Annotated in this window: 21 protein-coding genes and 1 tRNA gene; 8 read left to right on the top strand and 14 right to left on the bottom strand. The window is 67.1% G+C overall.

Features of this window, described 5'->3' with window-relative positions:
* Positions 1-14: 14 nt before the first annotated feature.
* Positions 15-1,787: an acetolactate synthase 3 catalytic subunit gene (locus AC1DTW_RS13110; protein WP_477981578.1), complete on the bottom strand. Its 1,773-nt coding sequence runs from the start codon at positions 1,785-1,787 to the stop codon at positions 15-17.
* Positions 1,788-2,049: 262 nt separating this feature from the next.
* Between AC1DTW_RS13110 and AC1DTW_RS13115 the strand changes: the two genes are divergently transcribed.
* Genes AC1DTW_RS13115 through AC1DTW_RS13140 form a run of 6 tightly spaced genes read left to right on the top strand, consistent with a single transcriptional unit; the run spans position 2,050 to position 5,446 of the window.
* Positions 2,050-2,616 (top strand): RNA polymerase sigma factor, encoded by a 567-nt coding sequence (locus tag AC1DTW_RS13115; RefSeq protein ID WP_477981723.1) that lies wholly within the window; start codon positions 2,050-2,052, stop codon positions 2,614-2,616.
* The gene (locus AC1DTW_RS13120) at positions 2,613-3,068 is read left to right on the top strand and encodes a DUF3619 family protein (RefSeq protein WP_477981579.1); all 456 of its coding nucleotides are present in this window, start codon (positions 2,613-2,615) and stop codon (positions 3,066-3,068) included. Before AC1DTW_RS13115 ends, AC1DTW_RS13120 begins: the two co-directional genes overlap by 4 nt.
* Before the next feature lie 11 nt (positions 3,069-3,079).
* On the top strand, positions 3,080-3,901 hold the full coding sequence (locus AC1DTW_RS13125; RefSeq protein WP_477981580.1) for a DUF3106 domain-containing protein: 822 nt from the start codon (positions 3,080-3,082) through the stop codon (positions 3,899-3,901).
* Positions 3,898-4,434, top strand: coding sequence for an RDD family protein (locus AC1DTW_RS13130; protein WP_477981581.1), 537 nt, complete (start codon positions 3,898-3,900; stop codon positions 4,432-4,434). The genes AC1DTW_RS13125 and AC1DTW_RS13130 overlap by 4 nt, the downstream gene beginning before the upstream one ends.
* Positions 4,435-4,467: 33 nt before the next feature.
* Positions 4,468-4,848: a diacylglycerol kinase gene (locus AC1DTW_RS13135; RefSeq protein WP_477981583.1), complete on the top strand. Its 381-nt coding sequence runs from the start codon at positions 4,468-4,470 to the stop codon at positions 4,846-4,848.
* A 7-nt stretch (positions 4,849-4,855) separates the two neighbouring features.
* On the top strand, positions 4,856-5,446 hold the full coding sequence (locus AC1DTW_RS13140) for an LOG family protein (protein ID WP_477981584.1): 591 nt from the start codon (positions 4,856-4,858) through the stop codon (positions 5,444-5,446).
* A 29-nt stretch (positions 5,447-5,475) separates the two neighbouring features.
* Here AC1DTW_RS13140 and AC1DTW_RS13145 read toward each other — a convergent pair whose 3' ends face one another.
* Together AC1DTW_RS13145 and AC1DTW_RS13150 are read right to left on the bottom strand one after the other, a co-directional pair.
* Positions 5,476-5,814 carry a P-II family nitrogen regulator gene (locus AC1DTW_RS13145; RefSeq protein WP_477981585.1) on the bottom strand — a complete coding sequence of 113 codons (339 nt, stop codon included), beginning with the start codon at positions 5,812-5,814 and terminating at the stop codon, positions 5,476-5,478.
* A gap of 38 nt (positions 5,815-5,852) precedes the next feature.
* Positions 5,853-7,526 carry an NAD+ synthase gene (locus tag AC1DTW_RS13150; protein WP_477981586.1) on the bottom strand — a complete coding sequence of 558 codons (1,674 nt, stop codon included), beginning with the start codon at positions 7,524-7,526 and terminating at the stop codon, positions 5,853-5,855.
* Between the two features lie 16 nt (positions 7,527-7,542).
* On the opposite strand from AC1DTW_RS13150, the gene AC1DTW_RS13155 reads away from it, so the two are divergent.
* Complete coding sequence (locus AC1DTW_RS13155; protein ID WP_477981587.1) at positions 7,543-8,751, top strand: GNAT family N-acetyltransferase; 1,209 nt, start codon at positions 7,543-7,545, stop codon at positions 8,749-8,751.
* Here AC1DTW_RS13155 and AC1DTW_RS13160 read toward each other — a convergent pair.
* Together AC1DTW_RS13160 and ppa are read right to left on the bottom strand one after the other, a co-directional pair.
* Entirely contained in the window at positions 8,741-11,473 is a 2,733-nt protein-coding gene (locus AC1DTW_RS13160; RefSeq protein WP_477981588.1) for a M16 family metallopeptidase, read from the bottom strand. The genes AC1DTW_RS13155 and AC1DTW_RS13160 overlap by 11 nt on opposite strands.
* 50 nt (positions 11,474-11,523) lie before the next feature.
* Positions 11,524-12,066 carry an inorganic diphosphatase gene (gene ppa / locus AC1DTW_RS13165; protein ID WP_477981589.1) on the bottom strand — a complete coding sequence of 181 codons (543 nt, stop codon included), beginning with the start codon at positions 12,064-12,066 and terminating at the stop codon, positions 11,524-11,526.
* Between the two features lie 249 nt (positions 12,067-12,315).
* Between ppa and AC1DTW_RS13170 the strand changes: the two genes are divergently transcribed.
* Complete coding sequence (locus AC1DTW_RS13170) at positions 12,316-14,748, top strand: sodium-translocating pyrophosphatase (protein WP_477981724.1); 2,433 nt, start codon at positions 12,316-12,318, stop codon at positions 14,746-14,748.
* Between the two features lie 64 nt (positions 14,749-14,812).
* On the opposite strand, the gene AC1DTW_RS13175 is transcribed toward AC1DTW_RS13170, so the two are convergent.
* From AC1DTW_RS13175 to thrS, 9 genes are all read right to left on the bottom strand, one after another.
* A tRNA-Pro gene (locus tag AC1DTW_RS13175) sits at positions 14,813-14,889 on the bottom strand.
* 27 nt (positions 14,890-14,916) lie between these two features.
* Positions 14,917-15,387, bottom strand: a complete 471-nt coding sequence (locus tag AC1DTW_RS13180; RefSeq protein ID WP_477981591.1) for a MerR family transcriptional regulator — start codon at positions 15,385-15,387, stop codon at positions 14,917-14,919.
* Between the two features lie 35 nt (positions 15,388-15,422).
* The gene (locus AC1DTW_RS13185; protein ID WP_477981592.1) at positions 15,423-15,824 is read right to left on the bottom strand and encodes an integration host factor subunit alpha; all 402 of its coding nucleotides are present in this window, start codon (positions 15,822-15,824) and stop codon (positions 15,423-15,425) included.
* Positions 15,825-15,837: 13 nt separating this feature from the next.
* Positions 15,838-18,279: a phenylalanine--tRNA ligase subunit beta gene (gene pheT, locus AC1DTW_RS13190; protein ID WP_477981593.1), complete on the bottom strand. Its 2,442-nt coding sequence runs from the start codon at positions 18,277-18,279 to the stop codon at positions 15,838-15,840.
* Between the two features lie 23 nt (positions 18,280-18,302).
* Positions 18,303-19,349, bottom strand: coding sequence for a phenylalanine--tRNA ligase subunit alpha (pheS, locus tag AC1DTW_RS13195; protein ID WP_477981594.1), 1,047 nt, complete (start codon positions 19,347-19,349; stop codon positions 18,303-18,305).
* A gap of 133 nt (positions 19,350-19,482) precedes the next feature.
* Positions 19,483-19,839: a 50S ribosomal protein L20 gene (gene rplT, locus AC1DTW_RS13200; protein WP_477981595.1), complete on the bottom strand. Its 357-nt coding sequence runs from the start codon at positions 19,837-19,839 to the stop codon at positions 19,483-19,485.
* A 24-nt stretch (positions 19,840-19,863) separates the two neighbouring features.
* Complete coding sequence (gene rpmI / locus AC1DTW_RS13205; protein ID WP_056655594.1) at positions 19,864-20,067, bottom strand: 50S ribosomal protein L35; 204 nt, start codon at positions 20,065-20,067, stop codon at positions 19,864-19,866.
* A gap of 133 nt (positions 20,068-20,200) precedes the next feature.
* A complete protein-coding gene (gene infC / locus AC1DTW_RS13210; RefSeq protein WP_477910432.1) occupies positions 20,201-20,758 on the bottom strand; it encodes a translation initiation factor IF-3 in 558 nt (185 codons plus the stop codon).
* A gap of 98 nt (positions 20,759-20,856) precedes the next feature.
* Positions 20,857-22,776, bottom strand: a complete 1,920-nt coding sequence (gene thrS, locus AC1DTW_RS13215; protein ID WP_477981596.1) for a threonine--tRNA ligase — start codon at positions 22,774-22,776, stop codon at positions 20,857-20,859.
* Positions 22,777-22,978: the final 202 nt, after the last annotated feature.

A 22,978-nucleotide genomic window follows, 5' to 3' on the forward strand; every position in this document is an offset into this window, starting at 1 on the left:
CGTCGTTCAGCGCGTCACAGGTCTTCGGACCCCAGCAACATTTCGGAGATGCCCTTGCCCGCCTGCACCATCGGCCAGACGTTCTCGGTCGGGTCGGTGCGGATGTCGAGGAACACGGTGCGATCCTTCAGGCGGATCGCCTCGCGCAGCGCGCCTTCCACATCCGACGGCTTCTCGATCTTCAGCCCGACGTGGCCGTAGGCCTCGGCGAGCTTGACGAAATCGGGCAGTGCGTCCATGTAGCTGTGCGAGTAGCGGCCGCCGTAGTCGATCTGCTGCCACTGCCGCACCATGCCGAGGTAGCGGTTGTTCAGCGAGATGATCTTGACTGGCGTCTTGTACTGCAGGCAGGTCGAGAGCTCCTGGATGCACATCTGGATCGAGCCCTCGCCGGTGATGCAGAACACATCCGAATCGGGTTTCGCGAGCTTGATGCCCATCGCATACGGCAGCCCCACGCCCATCGTGCCGAGCCCGCCGGAGTTGATCCAGCGGCGCGGCTCGTCGAAGCGGTAGTACTGCGCGGCCCACATCTGGTGCTGGCCGACGTCGGAGGTGATGTAGGTGTCGCTGTCCTTGGTCAGCTCCCACAGCGTCTGCACGACATGCTGCGGCTTGATCACTTCGGTGCTGTTCTTGAACGCCAGGCAGTCGCGCTTGCGCCACTCGTTGATCTGCTTCCACCAGGTCGAGATCGACGGCACATCGGGCTTGGCATGCGCTTCGCGGATCTGCGAGATCAGCTCCTGCAGCACGTCGCGCACGTCGCCGACGATCGGGATGTCGACGCGCACGCGCTTGGAGATCGACGACGGGTCGATGTCGACGTGGATGATCTTGCGCTCGACCGACGCGAAGTGCTTCGGGTTGCCGATCACGCGGTCGTCGAAACGCGCACCGACGGCGAGCAGCACGTCGCAGTGCTGCATCGTCATGTTGGCCTCGTAGGTGCCGTGCATCCCGAGCATGCCGAGGAACTTCGGGTCGCTCGCAGGCATCGCGCCCAGGCCCATCAACGTGTTCGTGACCGGGTACCCGAGCAGGTCGGCGAGCTCGCGCAGTTCCGGCGCCGCGTTGCCCAGCACCACGCCGCCGCCGGTGTAGATGTACGGGCGCTTCGCGGCCAGCAGCAACTGCACGGCCTTGCGAATCTGCCCGCCGTGGCCCTTGCGAACCGGGTTGTAAGAGCGCATCTCGACGCGCTCGGGATAGTAGAACGCCGCCTTCGCCATCGACACATCCTTCGGGATGTCGACGACGACCGGGCCGGGCCGGCCGGTGCGCGCGATGTGGAACGCCTTCTTCAAGGTCATCGCCAACTCACGCACGTCCTTCACGAGGAAGTTGTGCTTGACGATCGGCCGCGTGATGCCGACGGTGTCGCACTCCTGGAACGCGTCGAGACCGATCGCCGGCGTCGGCACCTGGCCGGTGATGATCACCATCGGGATCGAGTCCATGTACGCGGTCGCGATGCCGGTCACGGCATTCGTGACGCCCGGACCCGACGTCACCAGCGCGACGCCGACCTCGCCAGTCGCGCGCGCATAGCCGTCGGCGGCGTGCACCGCGGCCTGCTCGTGGCGCACCAGCACATGCTCGATCGTCTCTTGCTTGTAGAGCGCGTCGTAGATGTACAGAACCGCGCCGCCCGGGTAGCCCCACAGGAACTTGACGTTCTCGGCCTGCAGGCACTTGACGAGAATCTCGGAGCCGTTCGGCTCGGCGGGGGGGATGTGCGGCTGCGCTGACGCGGCCCGCTTCATTTCGGTGGGAGAGATGTCCATGATCGGAAACCTTTGCGAATTTCTCTGACGAAAAACCATCGGTGCGCCTCTCCGCGTCCTCGTGAGACGGGTGTGGTGCCTGAGGGCCGAGCTGCATGGCGCCCCGGTTGGGCAACCCGCGCGCGGCCAAAACTGTCGTGCAACCGGTGATTATGTCATCGCTTTGCTGCGCTGCGGCAGCGCGCGGGCTTCGCGTCCGCCGCGGTGAGATAATCGCGCCTTTGTTTTGCGGGGTTCCGCCTTCTCCCGGCACCAGACGCTCTTGGCATCAGACAAAGAACTCTCCGACTTCCTGAAGAGCGTCGACAAGCGCGCCTTCAAGCGCGCGCTCTATGCCGTGCGCAACGAAGACGCCGCGCTGGATATCGTGCAGGACGCCATGATCCGACTGTCCGAGAAGTACGCCGATCGACCGGCCGCCGAGCTGCCGCTGCTGTTCCAGCGCATCCTGTCGAATGCGACGATGGACTGGTTTCGACGCCAGAAGGTACGCAACGCCGTCGTCAAGAACTTCTCCGACTTCGAATCCGCCGGCGGCGACGGCGACTTCGACATCCTCGAGACGCTCGAGGCCCTGGGCGGCTCGCTGGCCACCGAGAGCGCGGCCGATTCGGTCTCACGGGCGCAGATCCTGCTAGCGATCGAGGCGGCGGTCGCCCAGCTGCCGGGCCGTCAACGGGAAGCCTTCCTGCTGCGTTACTGGGAGGAACTCGATGTCGCCGAGACTGCCGCTGCCATGGGCTGTTCGGAGGGAAGTGTCAAGACACATTGCTCGCGAGCGGTGCATGCCTTGTCCACGGCCCTGAAGACAAGGGGAATCTCACTATGAACCCGACCCACTCCAGCACCGCCATCCGCCTGCCGCCGCCCGCCGCCTTCGACGCGATGCAGACCCGCTTCGCGCTGCGCGTGGCCGCCGGGCTGACCGAACGCTCGAGCGAGCTGAGCCCAGACTTGGCCGAGCGCCTGCGCTTCGCGCGCGAGAAGGCGCTGGAGCGCGCGCGCGCCACGCGTGCCGCCGCGGTCGCGAGCCCGGTCGGCGTGAGCCGCGGTGGCGCGGCCCTGCTCGGGCTCGCGGGTTCCGGCTGGTGGCTGAAGTTCGCCTCGGTGCTGCCGGTGTTCGCGCTCGCGGCGGGGCTGTTCATGATCCAGCGCTGGCAAGAAGATGCGCAGATTTCGGTCGCCGCGGAGGTCGATGCGGCGCTGCTCTCCGACGATCTGCCGCCGCGCGCCTACAGCGATGCAGGGTTTGCCGAATTCCTGAAGACCCCCGGCGAGTGAGTGGGCCAACGATGACGCCCTGCAGCCGGCCCGCACGTTCCGACAGGGGCCTCCCGGCCCGGCGGATGGCGGCGCTGGCGGCCTGCGTGTTCGGCCTGCTGGGAGCGTCGGTCTCCACCGCCCAGGGGCCCGGCGCGGCGAAGCCTGCGGTGAAGCCGGCGCCAGCCGAGCAAGGCGCACGCTGGTCCGAACTGAAGCCGGCGCAGCAAGCTTCGCTGAGGCCGCTCGAACACGATTGGCCCGGCATCGACGCACGCAGCAAGCAGAAGTGGCTCGAACTGTCGACGCGATTCCCGAAGCTGACGCCCGCAGAGCAGGCGCGGGTCCAGGAACGCATGGCCGAGTGGACCAAGCTGACGCCGCGCGAGCGTGGCGAGGCGCGCATGCACTTCCAGGAGGCCAAGGAACTGCCGACGCAGGACCGGCAGGCGCGCTGGAAGGCCTACGAAGCGCTCTCACCCGAGCAGAAGCAAGAGCTCGCCGCGCGCGCCGCGCCTGCAGCATCCGCGGCCGAAGCGGGGCGCAGGGCCGGCCCGACCGGTGCGCGCCCCGACAAGCCGGGGGCGCCGCAGGCCAAGTCCAACATTGTCCCGAACCCCAGCCTCTCGGCACCGCCGAAAGCCATCGGCCCGACCGTCGTGCAGGCCCGCCCCGGCGCCAGCACCACGCCGATCACGAAGCGCCCGACGCCGCCCGGCCACCAGCAAGCCGGCATGCCGAAGATCGCGGCCACGCCCGAGTTCGTCAACAAGGCGACCCTGCTGCCACGCCGCGGCCCGCAGGGCGCAGCGACGCGTTCGGCACCGGCGTCCGAGTCCGCGCCGCGCCAATGACCCTCGGCGAGGGCATCGGCGCCAGCGCCCTGATGGCGCCGAGCCTGAAACGACGCATGGCGTCGTTCGTCTATGAAGGGCTGCTGCTGTTCGGCATCGGCCTGATCCCGGGCGCGCTCGGTGCGCTGTTCGTCGCCCTCACCGGCCACCAGCACCCACTGCAGAGCGACACCGCGTTGCGGGTCATCACGCTGGTCCTCTACGCCGTTTACTTCAGCTGGTTCTGGTCGGCGCGCGGACAGACGCTGCCGATGCAGACCTGGCACATCCGTGTCGTCACTGCGCGGGGCGAGCCGCTGAGCCAGGCGCGCGCGCTCGCGCGCTTTGCCGCGGCATGTGCGTGGGTCGCGCCGGCGGTGCTGGTCGCGCATCTGAACGGCTGGTCGCCGCGCCAGACCCTCGTCGCGGTCGCGATCGGCATCGTCGCCTACGCGCTGCTCGCGCTGCTGCACCCGCAACGCCAGTTCTGGCATGACGCGCTGTGCGGCACGCGCTTGATCGACGCGCGTCCGCCGGCGCGCGCATCCGCCTGAGGGAGTCACATGCGCGAGGCACAATCCGCCGCCATGACCAATCCGCACAAGGGGCGAACCGGCCTCGACCGGGCGATCCGCGCCGCCGGCTACTCCATCGCCGGGCTGCGCGGGGCCTACCACGGCGAGAGCGCATTCCGCCAGGAGTTCTGGCTCGCCGTCGTATTGCTGCCGCTCGCCTTCTGGCTCGGTCGCGGTTGGCTCGAGGTCGCGGTGCTCGCCGGCTCGGTGGTGCTGGTGCTGATCGTCGAGCTGCTCAACTCGGCGGTCGAGGCGGCGGTCGATCGCATCTCATTCGAACTGCACGACCTCTCGAAGCGCGCCAAGGACATCGGCAGCGCCGCGGTATTCTTGTCGCTGCTGCTGTGCGCCGGCATCTGGGTGGCCGCGCTGTGGCAGCGTTTCACGAGCTGATCCGGCGATGGCGACGAACAAGGTTTCATTGTGTGTCTATTGCGGCTCCCGTCCCGGCGCGTCGCCCGCGTATGCCGCGGCTGCGCGGGCGATTGGCCACGAGATCGGCCGGCTCGGTTGGCAGCTGGTCTATGGCGGCGGGCGGGCCGGGTTGATGGGCGTCGTCGCCGATGCCGCGCTCGAAGCCGGTGCCGCAGTCGTCGGGGTGATTCCGCAGTCGCTGATGGAGCGCGAGCTCGGCCACCGCGCGCTGACCGAACTGCACGTCGTCGAGACGATGCACCAGCGCAAGACGCTGATGGCCGAGCGCAGCGACGCGTTTCTCGCGCTGCCCGGCGGCATCGGCACCTTCGAGGAGCTGTTCGAGGTCTGGACCTGGCGCCAGCTCGGCTACCACGACAAGCCGCTCGGGCTGTTGAATGTCGCCGGCTACTACGACGCGTTGCTGGGCTTCCTGCGGCACAGTGAAGCCCAGGGCTTCATGGCCGCCGCGCAGACCGACCTGCTGCTGGTCGGCAGCGACCCGCTCGCGCTCGTCGATCGGCTCGGGGCCATGGCGGCCCTGGCGACCGCGCCGGACGACTACCGGCGCATCTGAATCGCACCGACGGTCGACGCGGAATGCCGTCAGACGGCGTCGTCGTTCGTCTCGCCGGTGCGGATGCGGATGACTTGCTCGACCGCGGTGACGAAGATCTTGCCGTCGCCGATCTTGCCGGTCTTGGCGGCCTTCACGATCGCCTCGATGCAGCGGTCGACGTCGGTGTCCTTGACAACCACCTCGAGCTTCACCTTCGGCAGGAAGTCGACGACGTATTCGGCGCCGCGATACAGCTCGGTGTGGCCCTTCTGGCGCCCGAAGCCCTTCACTTCCGTCACGGTCAGGCCGGTCACGCCCACCTGACCGAGCGCCTCTCGCACCTCTTCGAGCTTGAACGGTTTCACGATCGCGGTGATCTGTTTCATGGCGAAGCCCCTGCAGAGTTTGACGCCGCTAGTCTAAGTTAAGCGCGGAATTTGGAGGTGATCGGATAACGCCAGTCGCGCCCGAATGCACGGTGCGTGATGCGGATGCCGACCGGCGACTGGCAGCGCTTGTACTCGTTGACCTTGATCAGCCGCGTGACGCGCTCCACATCGGTGCGGTCGAACCCGGCGTCGATGATCTCGTCGATGCCCTGGTCGTGCTCCATGTAGCGCGACAGGATCGCATCGAGCACCTCGTAGGGCGGCAGGCTGTCCTGGTCCTTCTGGTCGGGCCGAAGCTCGGCCGACGGTGCGCGCGTGATGATGCGCTCGGGAATCACCTCCCGGCCCTGTGCGTTCTTCCAGGCCGCGAGCCGGTAGACCAGCGTCTTCGCGACATCCTTGATCACCGCGAAGCCACCGGCCATGTCGCCGTACAGCGTGCAGTAGCCGGTCGCCATCTCGCTCTTGTTGCCGGTCGTCAGCACGATCGAACCAAACTTGTTCGACAGCGCCATCAGCAGCGTGCCGCGGATGCGCGCCTGGATGTTCTCTTCGGTCGCATCCTCGGCGCGGCCGGCGAACTCGGCGGCGAGACTCTTCTTGAAGTCCTCGAACATCGGCACGATCGAGATCTCGTCGTAGCGCACGCCAAGGCGCTCGGCCATGTCGCGCGCGTCGATCCACGAGATGTCGGCGGTGTACGGCGAGGGCATCATCACTGCGCGCACCCGGTCGGCGCCGAGCGCGTCGACCGCGATCGCCAGCACGAGCGCCGAGTCGATGCCGCCCGAGAGGCCGATGATCACGCCGGGAAACCCGTTCTTGTCGACGTAGTCGCGCACGCCGACGACGAGCGCGGCCCAGGCCTGCGCCTCGATCGACGGCACCGCGGCGATATCGCCCCGCGCGGTCGTGGCCGACACCTCGACCAGGCTCAGCGCCTCGTCGAACATCGGCGCGCGCGCCGTCACCCCACCGCTCGCGTCGAGCGCGAACGAGGCGCCGTCGAACACGACCTCGTCCTGCGCGCCCGCCATGTGCGCGTAGAGCAGCGGCACGGCGAGCTCGCGCGCCGTCTGTGCCATGCGCTGCTCGCGCTCGGCCAGCTTGCCGAGGTGGAACGGCGACGCATTCAACACGCACAACACCTGTGCGCCTGCCGCTCTCGCCGCGCGGCCGGGCTCGTCGAACCAGGCGTCCTCGCAGATGTTCAGGCCAAACTTCAGACCCTGCACCTCGAACACGACCGCGCCCTGCCCCGCATCGCGGCCCGACGCGAAATAGCGGCGTTCGTCGAACACCTGGTAGTTCGGCAGCTCGCGCTTGCAATAGGTCGCTAGCACGCCACCTTCGCTGAGCACCGAGGCTGCGTTGTAGCGCTGCGGCACCGAAACCGAGTTCGACCTAACATCACCCCGATCGCCGAACTGATGCGGATGCCCGACCACGACGAACAAGCCCGGCAGATCGGCCAGCGCCTGCGCACACCGGCCGAGCGCCTCGGCACAGGCCTGCATGAACGCCGGGCGCAGCAGCAGATCTTCGGGCGGGTAGCCGCAGAGGCCGAGTTCGGGCGTCAGCACCAGCCTGGCCCCCTGCGCATACGCGCGACGCGCGGCCTCGACGATGCGCGCGCTGTTCCCGGCCAGATCGCCCACGGTGGCGTTGATCTGCGCCAGGGCCACTTTGACCGAGGATTGTGCTGACATGGTGAGGAATGCGGACGTGCGAAGACGGACTTCAGGAACCGATGCAGAGGGCGGCGCAGCGGCCGGCGCGGCCTCGAACGATTATGTCATTCGGGTCGTCGACGATCCTGCGGCGATCGACGCCGCGCAGTGGAACGCACTGCTCGCCGCCCAGCCGAGCCGCACGCCGTTCATGCGCCACGAGTACCTGCTGGCCCTGCACGAATCGGCGAGCGCGGTGGAATCGACCGGCTGGCTGCCGCAGTTCCTGCTGGTGCTCGATCGCGATGTGCTGGTCGCCGCCTGCCCGCTGTACCTGAAAGAGCACTCGTACGGCGAGTACGTGTTCGACTGGGCCTGGGCCGACGCCTACCAGCGCCACGGCCTGCACTATTACCCGAAGCTGCTCGATGCGGTGCCGTTCACGCCGGTGCCCGGGCCGCGCCTGCTGTCACGCGATCAGACCGGCCGGCGCGTGCTGCTGCGTGCGATGCAGCAGCTGGCGCGCGACGCGAAGCTTTCGTCCGCGCACCTGCTGTTTCTCGACGAAGCCGACGCCTCGGCGGCGCGCGACGAGGGCTGGATGATGCGCAGCACGGTGCAGTTCCACTGGACCCAGCGCGCGCCCGAATCGTATGCCGACTTCACCGACCTGCTCGCGAGCCTGCAGCGCGAGAAGCGCAAGAAGATCCAGCAGGAACGCCGCCGTGTCGCCGAGGCACTCGTGAGCTTCACCGAGCTGCAGGGCACGCAGATCACACCTGACGATTGGGACTTCTTCTACCGCTGCTACGCGCAGACCTACCGCGAGCACCGCTCGACGCCCTACCTGACGCCCGAGTTCTTCGCCCGCATGGCCAGCGCGATGCCCGAGAACTGGCTGCTCTTCGTCGCCTGGCAGGGCGGCGAGCGCATCGCCGCGTCGCTGATCTGCATCGACCCGGAGCGCAAGGCCGCGTTCGGCCGCTACTGGGGCGCGGTCCGCCACGTGCCCTGCCTGCATTTCGAGGCCTGCTACTACCTGCCGCTGGCTTGGTGCATCGCAAACGGCTACCAGCGCTTCGAAGGTGGCGCGCAGGGCGAACACAAGATGGCGCGCGGCCTGCTGCCGGTGCAGACCTGGTCGGCGCATTGGCTCGCGCATCCGCAGTTCGCGCAGGCGGTCGGCGACTTCCTCGAGCGCGAAGGCGAAGGCGTCGCCGGCTACATCAGCGAGCTGAACGACCGGCGGCCGTTCAAGGCTTGAAATCGCCGGCGAATGCGGAGACGAAACTCTCCGGCGTCACGTACTTGCGCAGTGCCGCGTTGACCTGCTCCAACGTCAGCTGAGCGATCGCGGCGTCGACCTGCGCGGCGATCGCGAAGGTCCGGCCGAGGTAGAGGTTGTTGGCGAGCGCAAACGCGAGACCGTTGTCTTGCGCGCGCGAGAGTTGCCGGAAGTTCAGCAGGCTGGCCTTGCCCTCGGCGAGCTCCTGTGCGCTGAAGCCGTCTTTCAGCGCACGCGCCACTTCCTCGCGGAACGCGGTCTCGACCTTGGCCCGGTTCTGCGGTGCGAAGATCGCGCCCGCCTGCCACATCGAATTGCGATCGATGTTGTTCCAGTCGATCTGGCTGCCAACGCCGTACGACAGGCCTTCGCCCTCGCGGATGCGCTTCCACAGCCGCGAGCTGCCGCCCGCGCCGAGCAGGTAGTTCGCCATCGACAGCGCCGGGTAATCCGGATCGAGATCGTTCAGCGGCACCGCCAGGCGCACCGCCATGTTCGCATTCGGCTTGTCGGGCGTGGCGATCAGCAGCTGCTGCGGCTTGACCGCGACCAGCGGCTGCGGAACGCGCGTGAACGGCGCGCCCGCGCGCCAGCCGGCGAGCGCGGTCTGCAGCGCGGCGCGAACCTTCGCGGCATCCAGATCGCCGACCGCGGCGAACTCGCCGCTGCCCGCGCCGTAGAAGCGCGCGTGGAATTCGCGCACGCGCTCCAGCGTCAGGGCGCCATAGTCGTCGGCCAGCTCGTCGAAGCTCGGCTTGTAGCGCGCGTCGCCGCGCGGGTAGGGGTTGCCCAGGCGGTCGAGCGAGTTGCGTGCGAGCGCGCCCGGGTCCTTGCGCTGCTGCTCGATCGCGGTGTGCGTCGAGCGCTTGAACTCGTCGAGCGCTCCGGGCGGGAACGACGGATTGCGCAGCAGGTCGCCGACCAGTTCGATCGCAGCCGGCAAATGCTCGCGGCGCGAGTGCAGCGTGATCGTCACGCGACCCGGCGAGGCCGTGACGCCGAGCTCGGTCTTCAGCGCGTCGAGCCTGTCCTGCACCTGCTGGCGGGTCAGCGTTGTCGTGCCCTTGTCGAGCAGCGCGGCCACTGCCTGCGCTGCGGCATTCTGACCGACCAGGCTCTTCTCGTCGCCGAACTGCAGCATCAGCACCGCGCTGACCGCGTTGCCGCGCGTGCCTTTCGGCAGCAGCGCGCCCTTCACGCCGCTGACCGCGAAGGTCTGGGTGCGCGCGTCGATGTTCGCCGGCGTCGCGTCGAAGGCCTCGACCTTCGCGGCCGCGGCCTGCGGCTTGAACTCCTGCATCTGCTGCGCGAGCTCGCTGCGCGCGAGCACCGGGGCGCGCGCGGGCTGCTCGGTCGGCAGGTAGGTGCCGAGCGTCCGGTTCGACGGCATCAGGTACTGCTCGGCGACGCGTTGCACGTCGGCAAGCTGCAGATCGCGCACGCGGTCGCGGGTCAGGAAGAACAAGCGCCAGTCGCCCTGCGAGATCGACTCGGACATCGCGATGCCGACCGTCTCGGGATCGGTGAACGACTGTTCCCAGTCCTTCAGCCACTTCAGCTTGGCGCGCGCGAGTTCGTCGGCGGTGATGGGTTCGCGAGCGATCGATTCGACGGTCGCGAGCAGTTCGGCGCGTGCCTTGTCCACGTCCTGGCCCGGTGCGAGCTTCGCATCGACGAACATCGCGCCGGGGTCGGAGAGCGCGAACGAATACGACCCCACGTCCGACGCGAGCTGCTTCTGCGTCAGACGCTTGTAGAGCCGGCCCGACGGCGTGTCGCCGAGGATCAAGGTCAGCAGCTCGACCGCCGCGTAGTCGCGCGTCGGGCCGGCCGGCACGTGATAGCCGGCCTGGATCAGCGGCGTGCCACCGACGCGACGCAAGGTCACGCTGCGCTCGCCGTCCTGCACCGGGTCGAGCGTGTACAGCACCGGCAGCGTGCGCGTGGGTTTCGGGATCGCGCCGAACGAGTCGCCGACCCCCTTCAGCACGCCCTTCGGATCGAACTTGCCCGAGACCGTCAGCGTCGCGTTGTCGGGCTGGTAGTACAGGCGATAGAAGGCCTGCAGGCGCGGGATGTCGACGTTCTCGACGTCGGCGCGCGCGCCGATCGTCGAGTGGCCGTAGCTGTGCCAGTCGTACATCAGCCCCATCGTGCGCTGCAGCAGGATGCGGCCCGGGCTGTTCTCGCCGCGCTCCATCTCGTTGCGCACGACCGTCATCTCGGTGTCGAGGTCCTTGCGCGCGACGAAGCTGTTGATCATCGAATCGGCGAGCCAGCCGAGATACCACTGCAGGTTGGCGTCGTTGGCAGAGAACTTGGCGGTGTAGTTCGTGCGGTCGAGCCAGGTCGAGCCGTTCGCGTCGAGGCCGCGCTTCTGGAACTCGGACCAGACCTTCGGGTTCTTCGGCGTGCCCTTGAACAGCATGTGCTCGAGCAGGTGCGCCATGCCGGTCTCGCCGTAGTTCTCGTGGCGCGAGCCGACGCGGTAGGTCAGGTTGACCGTCGTCGTCGGCTTCGAGTCGTCCGGGATCAGCAGCAGCTGCAGGCCGTTCGGCAGCCGGTATTCGTCGACGCCCTCGACCGACGTGACGGCGCGGATGCCGGCCGGCAGCGCCTGCGCACCGGCCGGCGGCGCGGCGGACGCCAGTGCAAGAGCGAACAGGCAGATGGACGTGGTCGAGCGCAGCGCTGGGTGCATGAAGGAGGATGAGAGTCGATCGGAAGGCTTGCCTGACGCGCGGCCGATGGCTACCCGGCCGTCGCCTGCTTCCGATAGCTCTCGATCCCGTCGAGGATCTCGCGCTTCGCCGAATCCGGCCCTTCCCAGCCCTGCACCTTGACCCACTTGCCGGGCTCGAGGTCCTTGTAGTGCTCGAAGAAATGCTGGATCGCCTTCAGGCGCATCTGGTTGATGTCTTCGGGCTTCTGCCAGTGGGTGTAGATCGGCAGCACCTTGTCGATCGGCACCGCGAGCAGCTTGGCGTCACCGCCGGCTTCATCAACCATCTTCAGCACGCCGATCGGCCGGCACGTGACGACCACGCCCGGCGTTAACGCGAACGGCGTGACCACCAGCACGTCGACCGGATCGCCGTCATCCGCCAATGTCTTCGGGATGTAACCGTAGTTGCACGGGTAGTGCATCGCGGTTGTCATGAAGCGATCGACGAACAGCGCACCGCTCTCCTTGTCGACCTCGTACTTGATCGGATCGGCGTTCATCGGAATCTCGATGATGACGTTGAACTCGTCGGGCGCCTTCGCGCCAGGGGTCACTTTTTGCAGGCTCATGATGGGTTCTTCGGTGCGCGGGGAAACCCCGATTTTAGGGGCAGGTCCGACGCGGCCTCGCGCGAGCGGCGGCGGCGCGCGATCCGCTGGAAAACACCATGCAAGCGTCATTGCTTTGTCGCATGCCATCTGGCAGCATGCCGCCGAGGCCGGGCCACGGATAAGCGCAGCAATGCGCGACGCTCGAAGTCGGCCTCGAACCCCACCCATGCAATCGACGAGGAAGGACATCCCTTGATCACCACATCGATGGCGCTCTATTTCGCGCTGGCCTGCGGCCTCGCTGCAGTCATCTACGGCTTCGTGCAGCGAAGCTGGATCCTCGGCCATGACGCGGGCAACGCGCGCATGCAGGAAATCGCGAGTGCGATTCAACAGGGCGCGGCCGCCTACCTGGCGCGCCAGTACAAGACCATCGCGATCGTCGGCGTGGTGCTGGCCATCCTGATCGGCGTGTTCCTCGACACCACCTCCGCCGTCGGCTTCGTGCTCGGCGCGCTGCTGTCGGGTGCCTGCGGCTTCATCGGCATGAACGTGTCGGTGAAGGCCAACGTGCGCACCGCGCAGGCCGCGACCAAGGGCATCGGCCCGGCACTCGACGTCGCGTTCAAGGGCGGCGCGATCACCGGCATGCTGGTGGTCGGCCTGGGTCTTCTGGGCGTGACGATCTTCTTCTGGTTCCTGACCAGCAACGGCAACCTGACGCCCGACAAGAGCCTGTCGTCGGTGCTCAAGCCGATGCTCGGCTTCGCGTTCGGCGCCTCGCTGATCTCGATCTTCGCGCGCCTGGGCGGCGGCATCTTCACGAAAGGCGCCGACGTCGGCGCCGATCTGGTCGGCAAGGTCGAGGCCGGCATCCCCGAAGACGACCCGCGCAACCCGGCGGTGATCGCCGACAACGTCGGCGACAACGTCGGCGACTGCGCCGGCATGGCCGCCGACCTGTTCGAGACCTATGCCGTCACCTTGATCGCAACGATGGCGCTCGGCGCACTCGTCGTGAAGAGCGCGGCGATGTCGGCGGTGATCTACCCGCTGCTGCTCGGCGGCGTCTCGATCATCGCGTCGATCGTCGGCTGCTTCTTCGTCAAGGCCTCGCCCGGCATGAAGAATGTGATGCCGGCGCTGTACAAGGGGCTGGCGGTCGCCGGCACGCTGTCGCTGATCGCGTTCTACTTCGTCACGACCGCGTTCATGCCGGCCGATGCGCTCGGTGCCGGCACGCACCTGAAGCTGTTCGGCGCCTGCGCCGTCGGCCTGGTGCTGACGGCCGCGCTGGTCTGGATCACCGAGTACTACACCGGCACGCAGTACAAGCCGGTGCAGCACATCGCCGACGCCTCGACCACCGGCCACGGCACCAACATCATCGCGGGTCTGGGCGTCTCGATGCGCTCGACCGCCTGGCCGGTGTTGTTCGTCTGTATCGCCATCCTCGTCTCGTACGCCCTCGCCGGCCTGTACGGCATCGCGACCGCCGCGACCTCGATGCTGAGCATGGCCGGCATCGTCGTCGCGCTCGACGCCTACGGCCCGATCACCGACAACGCCGGCGGCATTGCCGAGATGGCCGAACTGCCGAAGAGCGTGCGCGACGTGACCGACCCGCTCGACGCGGTCGGCAACACGACCAAGGCGGTGACCAAGGGCTACGCGATCGGCTCGGCCGGTCTCGCGGCACTCGTGCTGTTCGCCGACTACACGCACTCGCTCGAAGGGCGCGGCATCAACGTCAGCTTCGACCTGAGCGATCCGCGCGTGATCGTCGGGCTGTTCATCGGTGGCCTGATCCCGTACCTGTTCGGCGCGATGGCAATGGAGGCGGTCGGCCGCGCCGCGGGCGCGGTGGTCGTCGAGGTGCGGCGCCAGTTCCGCGACATCAAGGGCATCATGGACGGCTCGGGCAAGCCGGAGTACGGTCGCGCGGTCGACATGCTGACGACCGCGGCGATCAAGGAGATGGTCGTGCCCAGCCTGCTGCCGGTCGTCGTGCCGATCGTCGTCGGCCTGCTGCTCGGGCCGGCCGCGCTCGGCGGCCTGCTGATGGGCACGATCGTGACCGGCCTGTTCGTCGCGATCTCGATGTGCACCGGCGGCGGCGCCTGGGACAACGCGAAGAAGTACATCGAAGACGGCCACCACGGCGGCAAGGGCAGCGACGCGCACAAGGCCGCGGTCACCGGCGACACCGTCGGCGATCCCTACAAGGACACCGCCGGCCCGGCCGTCAACCCCCTGATCAAGATCATCAACATCGTCGCGCTGCTGATCGTGCCGCTGCTGCCCACGGGTGCGGCGACCCACGGTGCGGCCGCAACGGCGGCACCGATGGCCGCGCCGACAGCAAGCGCCGATGCGGCCTCGTTCAAGGTCGAGAACGGCGTCGTGAAGTTCTACTTCGCCAGCGGCAAGGCCGAGCTCGCGACCGGCGCCGATGCGGCGCTCGCCGATGTGGCCAAGGGCGTTGCGGGCGGCAAGAAGGCGGTCGTCAGCGGCTACACCGATTCGACCGGCGATGCAGCGAAGAACGAGGAGCTCGCGAAGCAGCGTGCGCTGGCCGTCAGCGCGGCACTGAAGGCGGCCGGCATCGCCGGCGACAAGATCGAGCTGAAGAAGCCCGAAGCGCTCACCGGCAGCGGCGACAACGCCGAGGCACGGCGCGTCGAGGTCGCGCTGCAATAGCGCATCGCCACAACGCCAAAACAGAAGGCCCGGGTTCGCGAGAACTCGGGCCTTTGTCATTCATTGGTCGGGACGGCGGGATTCGAACTCGCGACCCCTTGCACCCCATGCAAGTGCGCTACCAGGCTGCGCTACGCCCCGATGAAGAGCGGATTATAGGGTGTGATCTCAGACCAGCAGCAAGCCGCGGATCGAGATCAGCTCCTCGCGCACCTGCGGCACCGAGAGCGCGACCGTCGAGACCTCGGGTTGCGGGATCTCGGCGAGCGTTTCGGCGCTGGCCTGCAGCGCCTCGATCATCTCGTCCAGGTCGATCGCATCGGCGCTGACCGGGGCCGCGCCCTGCAAAGCTTCGGGCTCGGGAAGCTCGTGGCTGCGGGCGTGACCGGTCTCGGTGAGCCGGTTGCGTGCGCCGCTGATCGTGAAGCCCTGTTCGTAGAGCAGGTCGCGAATCCGGCGGATCAGCAGCACCTCGTGGTGCTGGTAGTAGCGGCGATTGCCGCGCCGCTTCATCGGCTTGAGCTGCGTGAACTCCTGCTCCCAGTAGCGCAGCACGTACGGCTTCACACCGCACAAATCACTGACCTCACCGATGGTGAAGTAGCGCTTGGCAGGGATCGATGGGAGCGCTTTCTCCATGAAAATCAACAGGTTCAGGGCAGAAAGCTAAGACTTTACTCGAACTCGTCCTCCGGCGGTATGTCACCTTGCACGACCCCCTTGAGTTTGTGGCTGGCGTGGAAGGTGACGACGTTGCGCGCCTTGATCGGGATCGCCTCGCCGGTGCGCGGGTTGCGGCCGGGGCGCGGCGCCTTGCGCCGGATGTTGAAGTTGCCGAAGCCGGACATCTTCACGTCGGCGCCCGAGACCAGCGTCGCGTGGATCAGGTCGAAGAAGGCTTCGACCATGTCCTTCGATTCGCGCTTGTTCAGGCCGAGGCGCTCGAACAGCAGCTCGGCGAGTTCGGCCTTGGTCAGCGTCGGCGTCTCCAGCGTCGGCAGTGCGATGCGGTTGACGACGGCCTCGTCGCCCTCGCCGCCATCGTTGCCGTCGTCTTGCGGATCGTGGGCGTTCATGCGCGTGCGGCCCTCATGCCCGCAACCGAACGCCGAGGCGCTCACCGAGCGCGGCGAGCACGTCGGCAACGGCGGCTTCGATGCGCTCGTCGGTCAGCGTCAGGTCGTCGTCGAGCAGCTCGAGGCGGATGCTCAGGCTGCGCTCGCCCGCCCGCATCTCGCCGCTGGGCGCCAACGGGCGGTAGATGTCGAACAGGCGCGCGCTCTTGACAAGGCCGGCGTGCTTGGCGCCGCCAATCGTCTGCATCAGCGCATCGTGCGTCACGGCATCGCCGGCGATCACCGACAGGTCGCGCCAGACCGACTGCTGGCGCTGCACCGGCGTGTAGACCGGCAGCGCGCGCGGCGTCAGTGCGGCCATGTCGAGCTCGAACAGCATCGGCGCGGACGGCAGCTCGTGCGCCTGGCGCCACTTCGGGTGCAGCTCGCCGACGAAGCCGACCGCGACACCGTCGAGCTCGATGCGCGCGCAGCGCCCCGGATGCAGCGCCGGGTGCTCGGCGGCGACGAAGCGCGCGGCACGCGGCGCGAGCAGCGCTTCGATGTCGCCCTTGATATCGAAGTAGTCGACGTTGCGATCCTTCGCGCCCCACTGCAAGGTCTCGGCGCCGCCATAGGCCAGCCCGGCCAGCCGCATCGGCTGCGCGACACCGGCGACGCTGACGTTGCCGTCGACCACGCGCGCATCGCGCTTGAACACGCACCCGGCTTCGAACACGCGGACCCGCGTCGCCTTGCGCGACAGGTTCAGCCGCAGCACGCCGATCAGGCTGCCGAGCAGGCTCGAGCGCATCACGGCCATGTGGCTGGCCATCGGGTTGACGAGCTTGATCGGGTCGAGGTTGCCGGCGAGCTCGTGCTCGAAGCGTGCGTCGACGAAGCTGAAGTTGATCGTCTCCTGGTAGTCGAGCGCGGCCATCTGGTGGCGCAAGGTGTCGAGGCCGCGCTGCGCTTCGCTGCGCACGCGCGGCACCAGCGCGGCCACTGGCGGCGTGACCGGCAGGCTCTCGTAGCCGATGATGCGGATCACCTCTTCGATCAGGTCTTCCTCGATCTGCAGGTCGAAGCGCCAGCTCGGCGGCGTGACCGTCAGCACGCCCGGCGCGCTGCTGAACTGCAGGCCCAGGCGCTGCATCACGCCCTCGCACTGCGCCTGCGTGACCGGCATGCCGATGACCTTCGCGGCGCGCTCGACGCGCAAGCCGACCGCGCGGCGCGGCGGCAAGCTCAGCACCTGGTCGTCCATCGCGCCGCAGCCGGTCTCGGCCGTGCCGCAGATCTCGACGATCAGCTGCGTGATGCGCTCGATGTGCTCGACGGTCAGCGCCGGGTCGACGCCGCGCTCGAAGCGGTGCCCCGCATCGGTCGAGAAGTTGAAGCGGCGCGAGCGGCCCATCACGGATTCGGGCCACCAGAACGCCGCTTCGACGTAGACGTGCTTCGTGTCGTCCGACACCGCGGTGGCGTCGCCGCCCATGATGCCGGCGAGCGACTCGACCGTCTCGCGGCCGTCGTCGACATCGGCGATCACGCCGACTTGTCCGTCGACCTCGATGGTCGTCCCGTTCAGCAGCTTCAGCGCCTCGCCGGCGCGGCCCCAGCGCACGACAAGGCCATCGTGAATCTTGTCGAGGTCGAAGATGTGCGAAGGGCGGCCGTACTCGAACATCACGTAGTTCGAGATGTCCACCAGCGCGCTCACCGAACGCTGGCCGCAGCGCGCGAGGCGGTCGACCATCCACGCCGGCGTCTGCGCCTTCGTGTCGACGTTGCGCACGATGCGGCCCGAGAAGCGGCCGCACAGGTCGGGCGCTTCGACCTTGACCGGCAGCTTGTCGGGAAAGCTCACCTCGGCCGGCGCGAACTCAGGCTGCTTCAGCGGCGCACCGGTCAACGCCGAGAGCTCGCGCGCGACGCCATAGACGCTCAGGCAGTGGGCGAGGTTCGGCGTCAGCTTGAGCGTCAGCAGCGTGTCGTCGAGCTGCAGATGGGCGCGGATGTCCTGCCCGACGACCGCGGCGTCATCGAGGATCAGCAGGCCGCCGTGGTCTTCCGACAGCTTCAGCTCGCGTGCCGAGCACAGCATGCCCTCGCTCTCGACGCCGCGCAGCTGCCCGAGCTTGATCGCGAAGGGCTTGCCACCCTCTTCCGCCGGCGGCAATTCGGCGCCGACCAACGCACACGGCACCTTGATGCCTACGCGCACGTTCGGCGCGCCGCAGACGATGCTCAGCAGCGCGCCGGTGCCGGCATCGACGCGGCAGACGTTGAGCCGATCCGCATTCGGATGGCGTTCGACCGACAGCACCTCGCCGACCACGACACCGTAAAACGGCGGCGCCGCCGGCCGCGCCTCTTCGACCTCCATGCCGGCCATCGTCAGCGTGTTGGCCAAGGTCTCGCTGGAAATCGGTGGATTGCAGAACTCGCGCAGCCAGGACTCGGGGAATTGCATGTCGTTGTCGACTCGTCAGGAAGTCAGTTGAACTGAGCCAGGAAGCGCAGGTCGTTCTCGAACAGCAGGCGCAGATCGCCGATGCCGTAGCGCAGCATCGCGAGCCGGTCGATGCCGGAGCCGAAAGCGAAGCCGATCACGCGCTCGGGATCGAGACCCATGTTGCGCACGACGTTCGGATGGACCTGGCCGGAACCGGAGATCTCGAGCCACTTTCCTTCGAGCGGGCCGCGCTCGAACATGATGTCGATCTCGGCGCTCGGCTCGGTGAACGGGAAGTAGCTCGGCCGGAAGCGCAGCTTCAGCTCGGTGGTCTCGAAGAAGGCCTGGATGAACTCGAGGTACATCACCTTCAGGTCCTTGAAGCTGACGTTTTCGCCCAGCCACAGGCCCTCGACCTGGTGGAACATCGGCGAGTGCGTCGCATCGCTGTCGACACGGTAGGTGCGGCCCGGCGCGATCACGCGGATGTCGGGCATCACGGCGGCGCCGGCGTGCTTCGCCGCGTGCGCCTGCGCGTAGCGCACCTGCATCGGCGAGGTGTGCGGGCGCAGGTTCAGGTACGCGCCGGTCGCGTCCTTGATGTCGACATAGAACGTGTCCTGCATCGAGCGCGCGGGATGGTTCTCGGGGTTGTTCAGCGCCGTGAAGCTGAACCAGTCGGTCTCGATCTCGGGGCCGTCGGCAACGTCGAAGCCCATCGAGCCGAAGATCGCCTCGATGCGCTCGCGCGCGCGCGAGATCGGGTGCAGCCCGCCGCCGCTGCCGCGCTTGCGGCCGGGCAGGCTGACGTCGAGCGCTTCGCCCTTCAGCTGGAGCTGCAGTTCGCCTTCGGCCAGCGCATCGCGGCGCGCGTTCAGCGCGGCCTCGATCTGCGTCTTCGCGGCGTTGATCAGCGCGCCGCGCGCCTTCTTGTCTTCGGGCGTGAGCGCCCCGAGCGCCTTCAGCTGCTCGGTGATGCGGCCGGTCTTGCCGAGGTAGCGCGCCTTGGCGTTCTCGAGATCGGCGGGCGCCGCGGCGCGCTCGAAATCGTCGCGCGCTTCTTGCACCAGGGGGCTGAGGTCGTTCATCGATTCAGGGCTGCTACTGCACAAATAAGAAAGGCCGCACACGAGGTCGGCCTTTGAGGAGCTCGCCCGGTCGGCGTTGCCGCCGACCGGGCTGCCGCGTGGCACAGCGCGCGAGCGCTGCGCCGCTGCGACATCAGATGAGCTGGGCCTTCACCTTCTCGACGATGCTGGCAAACGCTGCCGGATCGTGGATCGCCATGTCGGAGAGAACCTTGCGATCGATCTCGATCGAAAGCTTCTTCAAGCCGGCCATGAACTTGCTGTAGGTGACGCCGTGACTGCGGCTGCCGGCGTTGATCCGGGCAATCCACAGGTGACGGAAAACGCGCTTCTTGGTCCGGCGGTCACGGTACGCGTATTGCCCGGCACGCATGACGGCTTGCTTGGCAATGCGGAATACATTCTTGCGGCGGCCGCGGTAACCCTTGGCGAGTGCGAGAACTTTCTTGTGACGTGCGCGGGCTGTTACACCACGTTTGACGCGAGGCATGGTCTTGTCCTTTCCTTGAAGCGGTTAGAGGCCGGCGAAGGGCAGCATTTGCTTCATGTGCCCCATGTTGGTCTCATGCACGTTGACGGCGCCACGCAGGTGGCGCTTGTTCTTCGTGGTCTTCTTGGTCAGGATGTGGCGCTTGAACGCCTGGCCCCGCTTGACGGTGCCCCCCGGACGAACGCGAAACCGCTTCGCGGCGCTTTTCTTGGTCTTCATTTTGGGCATGGAATGCTCCTTCTTGATTGCTCCTGCATGGCGCCGGCAAAACGCTTGCCGTCTTGTAAGCCATGAGGGGCTTCTGGCAACGCGCTGGCGACCAGACCAGCGCGCTGAACTTCGATACTTCTCTGCTGCCTGCCTACTGCTTGCGCTTGGGCGCCAGCACCATGATCATCTGCCGGCCCTCGAGCTTGGGCATGTGCTCGACCACCGACACATCGGCCAACTCGTCACGGATGCGCTCGAGCAGCCGCATGCCGATGTCCTGGTGGGTGATCTCGCGGCCGCGGTAGCGCAGCGTGACCTTGCCCTTGTCGCCGTCTTCCTCGATGAAGCGGCGCAGGTTGCGCATCTTGATCGCGTAGTCGCCTTCGTCGGTGCCCGGGCGGAACTTCACTTCCTTGACTTCGATGACCTTCTGCTTGCTCTTGGCTTCGGCCGCGCGCTTTTGCTCCTGGTACTTGAACTTGCCGTAGTCCATCAAGCGGCACACCGGCGGGTCGGCCTGCGCGACGATCTCGACGAGATCGACGTCGGCCTCACCGGCAAGGCGCAAGGCCTCGGTGATGCTCACGATGCCCAGGGGCTCGTTCTCCGGCCCGTTCAAACGGACTTCAGGTGCCATGATCTCCCGATTCAGGCGGTGCTTGCGCTCGGCATTGGGAGTACGGCGGTCAGCAAAAGTAGCGATGGTCAAAACCCTTCGATAGACCCCAAGGCAGCGGAGCCCGACAAAAACAAACGCGCGACCGTTGAACAGGCGACACCATCACCGAAGTGACGGCGCCAGTGCTTTCACACTTTGTGGGCGATGTCAGCGGCGATCTTCTGTGCGAAGTCGGCCAATGGCATCGCACCGAGGTCCTGGTTGCCCCGGGCGCGCACCGCAACAGCCCCGTTTGCCTTCTCCTTGTCACCAACGACGAGGATGTACGGGACCTTTTGCAAGGAATGCTCGCGGATTTTATAGGTTATTTTCTCGTTGCGCAAATCGGACACCACCCTAAGTCCTTGTTTTTGCAGCGTTTTGACCACTTCGCGGGCATAGTCACTCTGGCCATCAGTGATATTCAGGACGCTGACCTGCACCGGCGCGAGCCAGGCCGGCAGCGCGCCGGCGTGGTGTTCGATCAGCATGCCGATGAAGCGCTCGAAGCTGCCGACGATCGCGCGGTGCAGCATCACCGGGTGGGCGCGGCCGCTGGTCTCGGTCACGTATTCGCCGCCGAGGCGCTCGGCCATGTTGAAGTCGACCTGCATCGTGCCGCACTGCCATTGGCGGCCGAGCGCGTCTTTCAGCGTGTATTCGATCTTCGGGCCATAGAACGCGCCGTCCCCGGGCGCAATCGCGAATTCGCAGCCCGAGCGGCGCAGCGACTCCATCACCGCGTACTCGGCCTTGTCCCAGAGCTCGTCGGAGCCGATGCGGTGCTCGGGCCGGGTGGCGACCTTGTAGATGATCTCGCCGAAACCGAAGTCCGCGTAGACCTTCTGCAGCTGCGTGGTGTAGGCGACGCACTCCTCGAGGATGTGGTCCTCGGTGCAGAAGATGTGGCCGTCGTCCTGCGTGAAGCCGCGCACCCGCATGATCCCGTGCATCGAGCCGCTCGGCTCGTTGCGGTGGCATTGGCCGAACTCGCCGTAGCGGATCGGCAGCTCGCGGTAGCTGCGCATCTGCGACTTGAAGATCAACACGTGGCCCGGGCAGTTCATCGGCTTCAGCGCGTACTCGCGCTTCTCCGATTCGGTCGTGAACATGTTGTCGCGGTAGTTGTCCCAGTGCCCGGTCTTCTCCCACAGGCCCTTGTCGAGGATCTGCGGACCCTTCACTTCCTCGTAGCCGCAGTCGCGGTAGACCTGCCGCATGTACTGCTCGACCTGCTGCCACAGCGCCCAGCCCTTCGGGTGCCAGAAGACCAGGCCCGGCGCATGCTCGTCGAGGTGGAACAGGTCGAGCTCGCGGCCCAGCTTGCGGTGGTCACGCTTCTCGGCCTCATCGAGCATGTGCAGGTACTGCTGCAGCTCCTCCTTCGTGGCCCAGGCGGTGCCGTAGATGCGCTGCAGCATCTCGTTGCGGTGATCGCCACGCCAGTAGGCGCCGGCGACCTTCATCAGCTTGAAGTGCTTCAGCTTGCCGGTGCTCGGCACGTGGGGGCCGCGGCACAGATCCTCGAACGCGCCCTCGCGGTACAGCGAGACGTCTTCGCCGGCCGGGATGCCCGCGATGATCTCGGCCTTGTAGTGCTCGCCCAGCCCCTTGAAGTACGCAACCGCCTCGTCGCGCGGCAGCACGCGGCGCTCGACCTTCTCGTCTTTCTTGGCGAGCTCGATCATCTTGGCTTCGATCGCGACCAGGTCTTCGGGCGTGAACGGGCGCTTGTACGAGAAGTCGTAGAAGAAGCCGTTGTCGATCACCGGGCCGATCGTGACCTGCGCGTCGGGGAACAGCTCCTTCACCGCGTAGGCGAGCAGATGCGCCGTCGAATGGCGGATCACGTCGAGGCCAGCCGGATCCTTCTCGGTGATGATCGCCAGTGTCGTGTCGGCTTCGATGCGGTACGCGGTGTCGACGACCCGGGCCAGTTCGCCCTGCCCGACGCGGCCGGCCAGCGCCGCCTTCGCCAGGCCGGCGCCGATCGACGCGGCGACTTCGGCGACGGTCACCGGGCCGGGGTATTCGCGCTTCGAACCGTCGGGCAATTGAATCGAGATCATCGGGAAACTCCAGAAGCAAAAAGGCGCGGACCGAGCCGCGCCTTTGTGTGAACGAAAGAGGAATGGATGGGCAGGTCGAGACGCGCGGTCGACTAGACCTTCTGGACGAAGGTGGTAGTTCGCGGTGTCATAACCATCATTGCCTTTCTCGCCCTTGTCGTTGCTGAGGCCTGAATTCTAGCTGCGACGTGCTCCCGTCGCG

Source organism: Rhizobacter sp. P5_A1 (assembly GCF_056400745.1).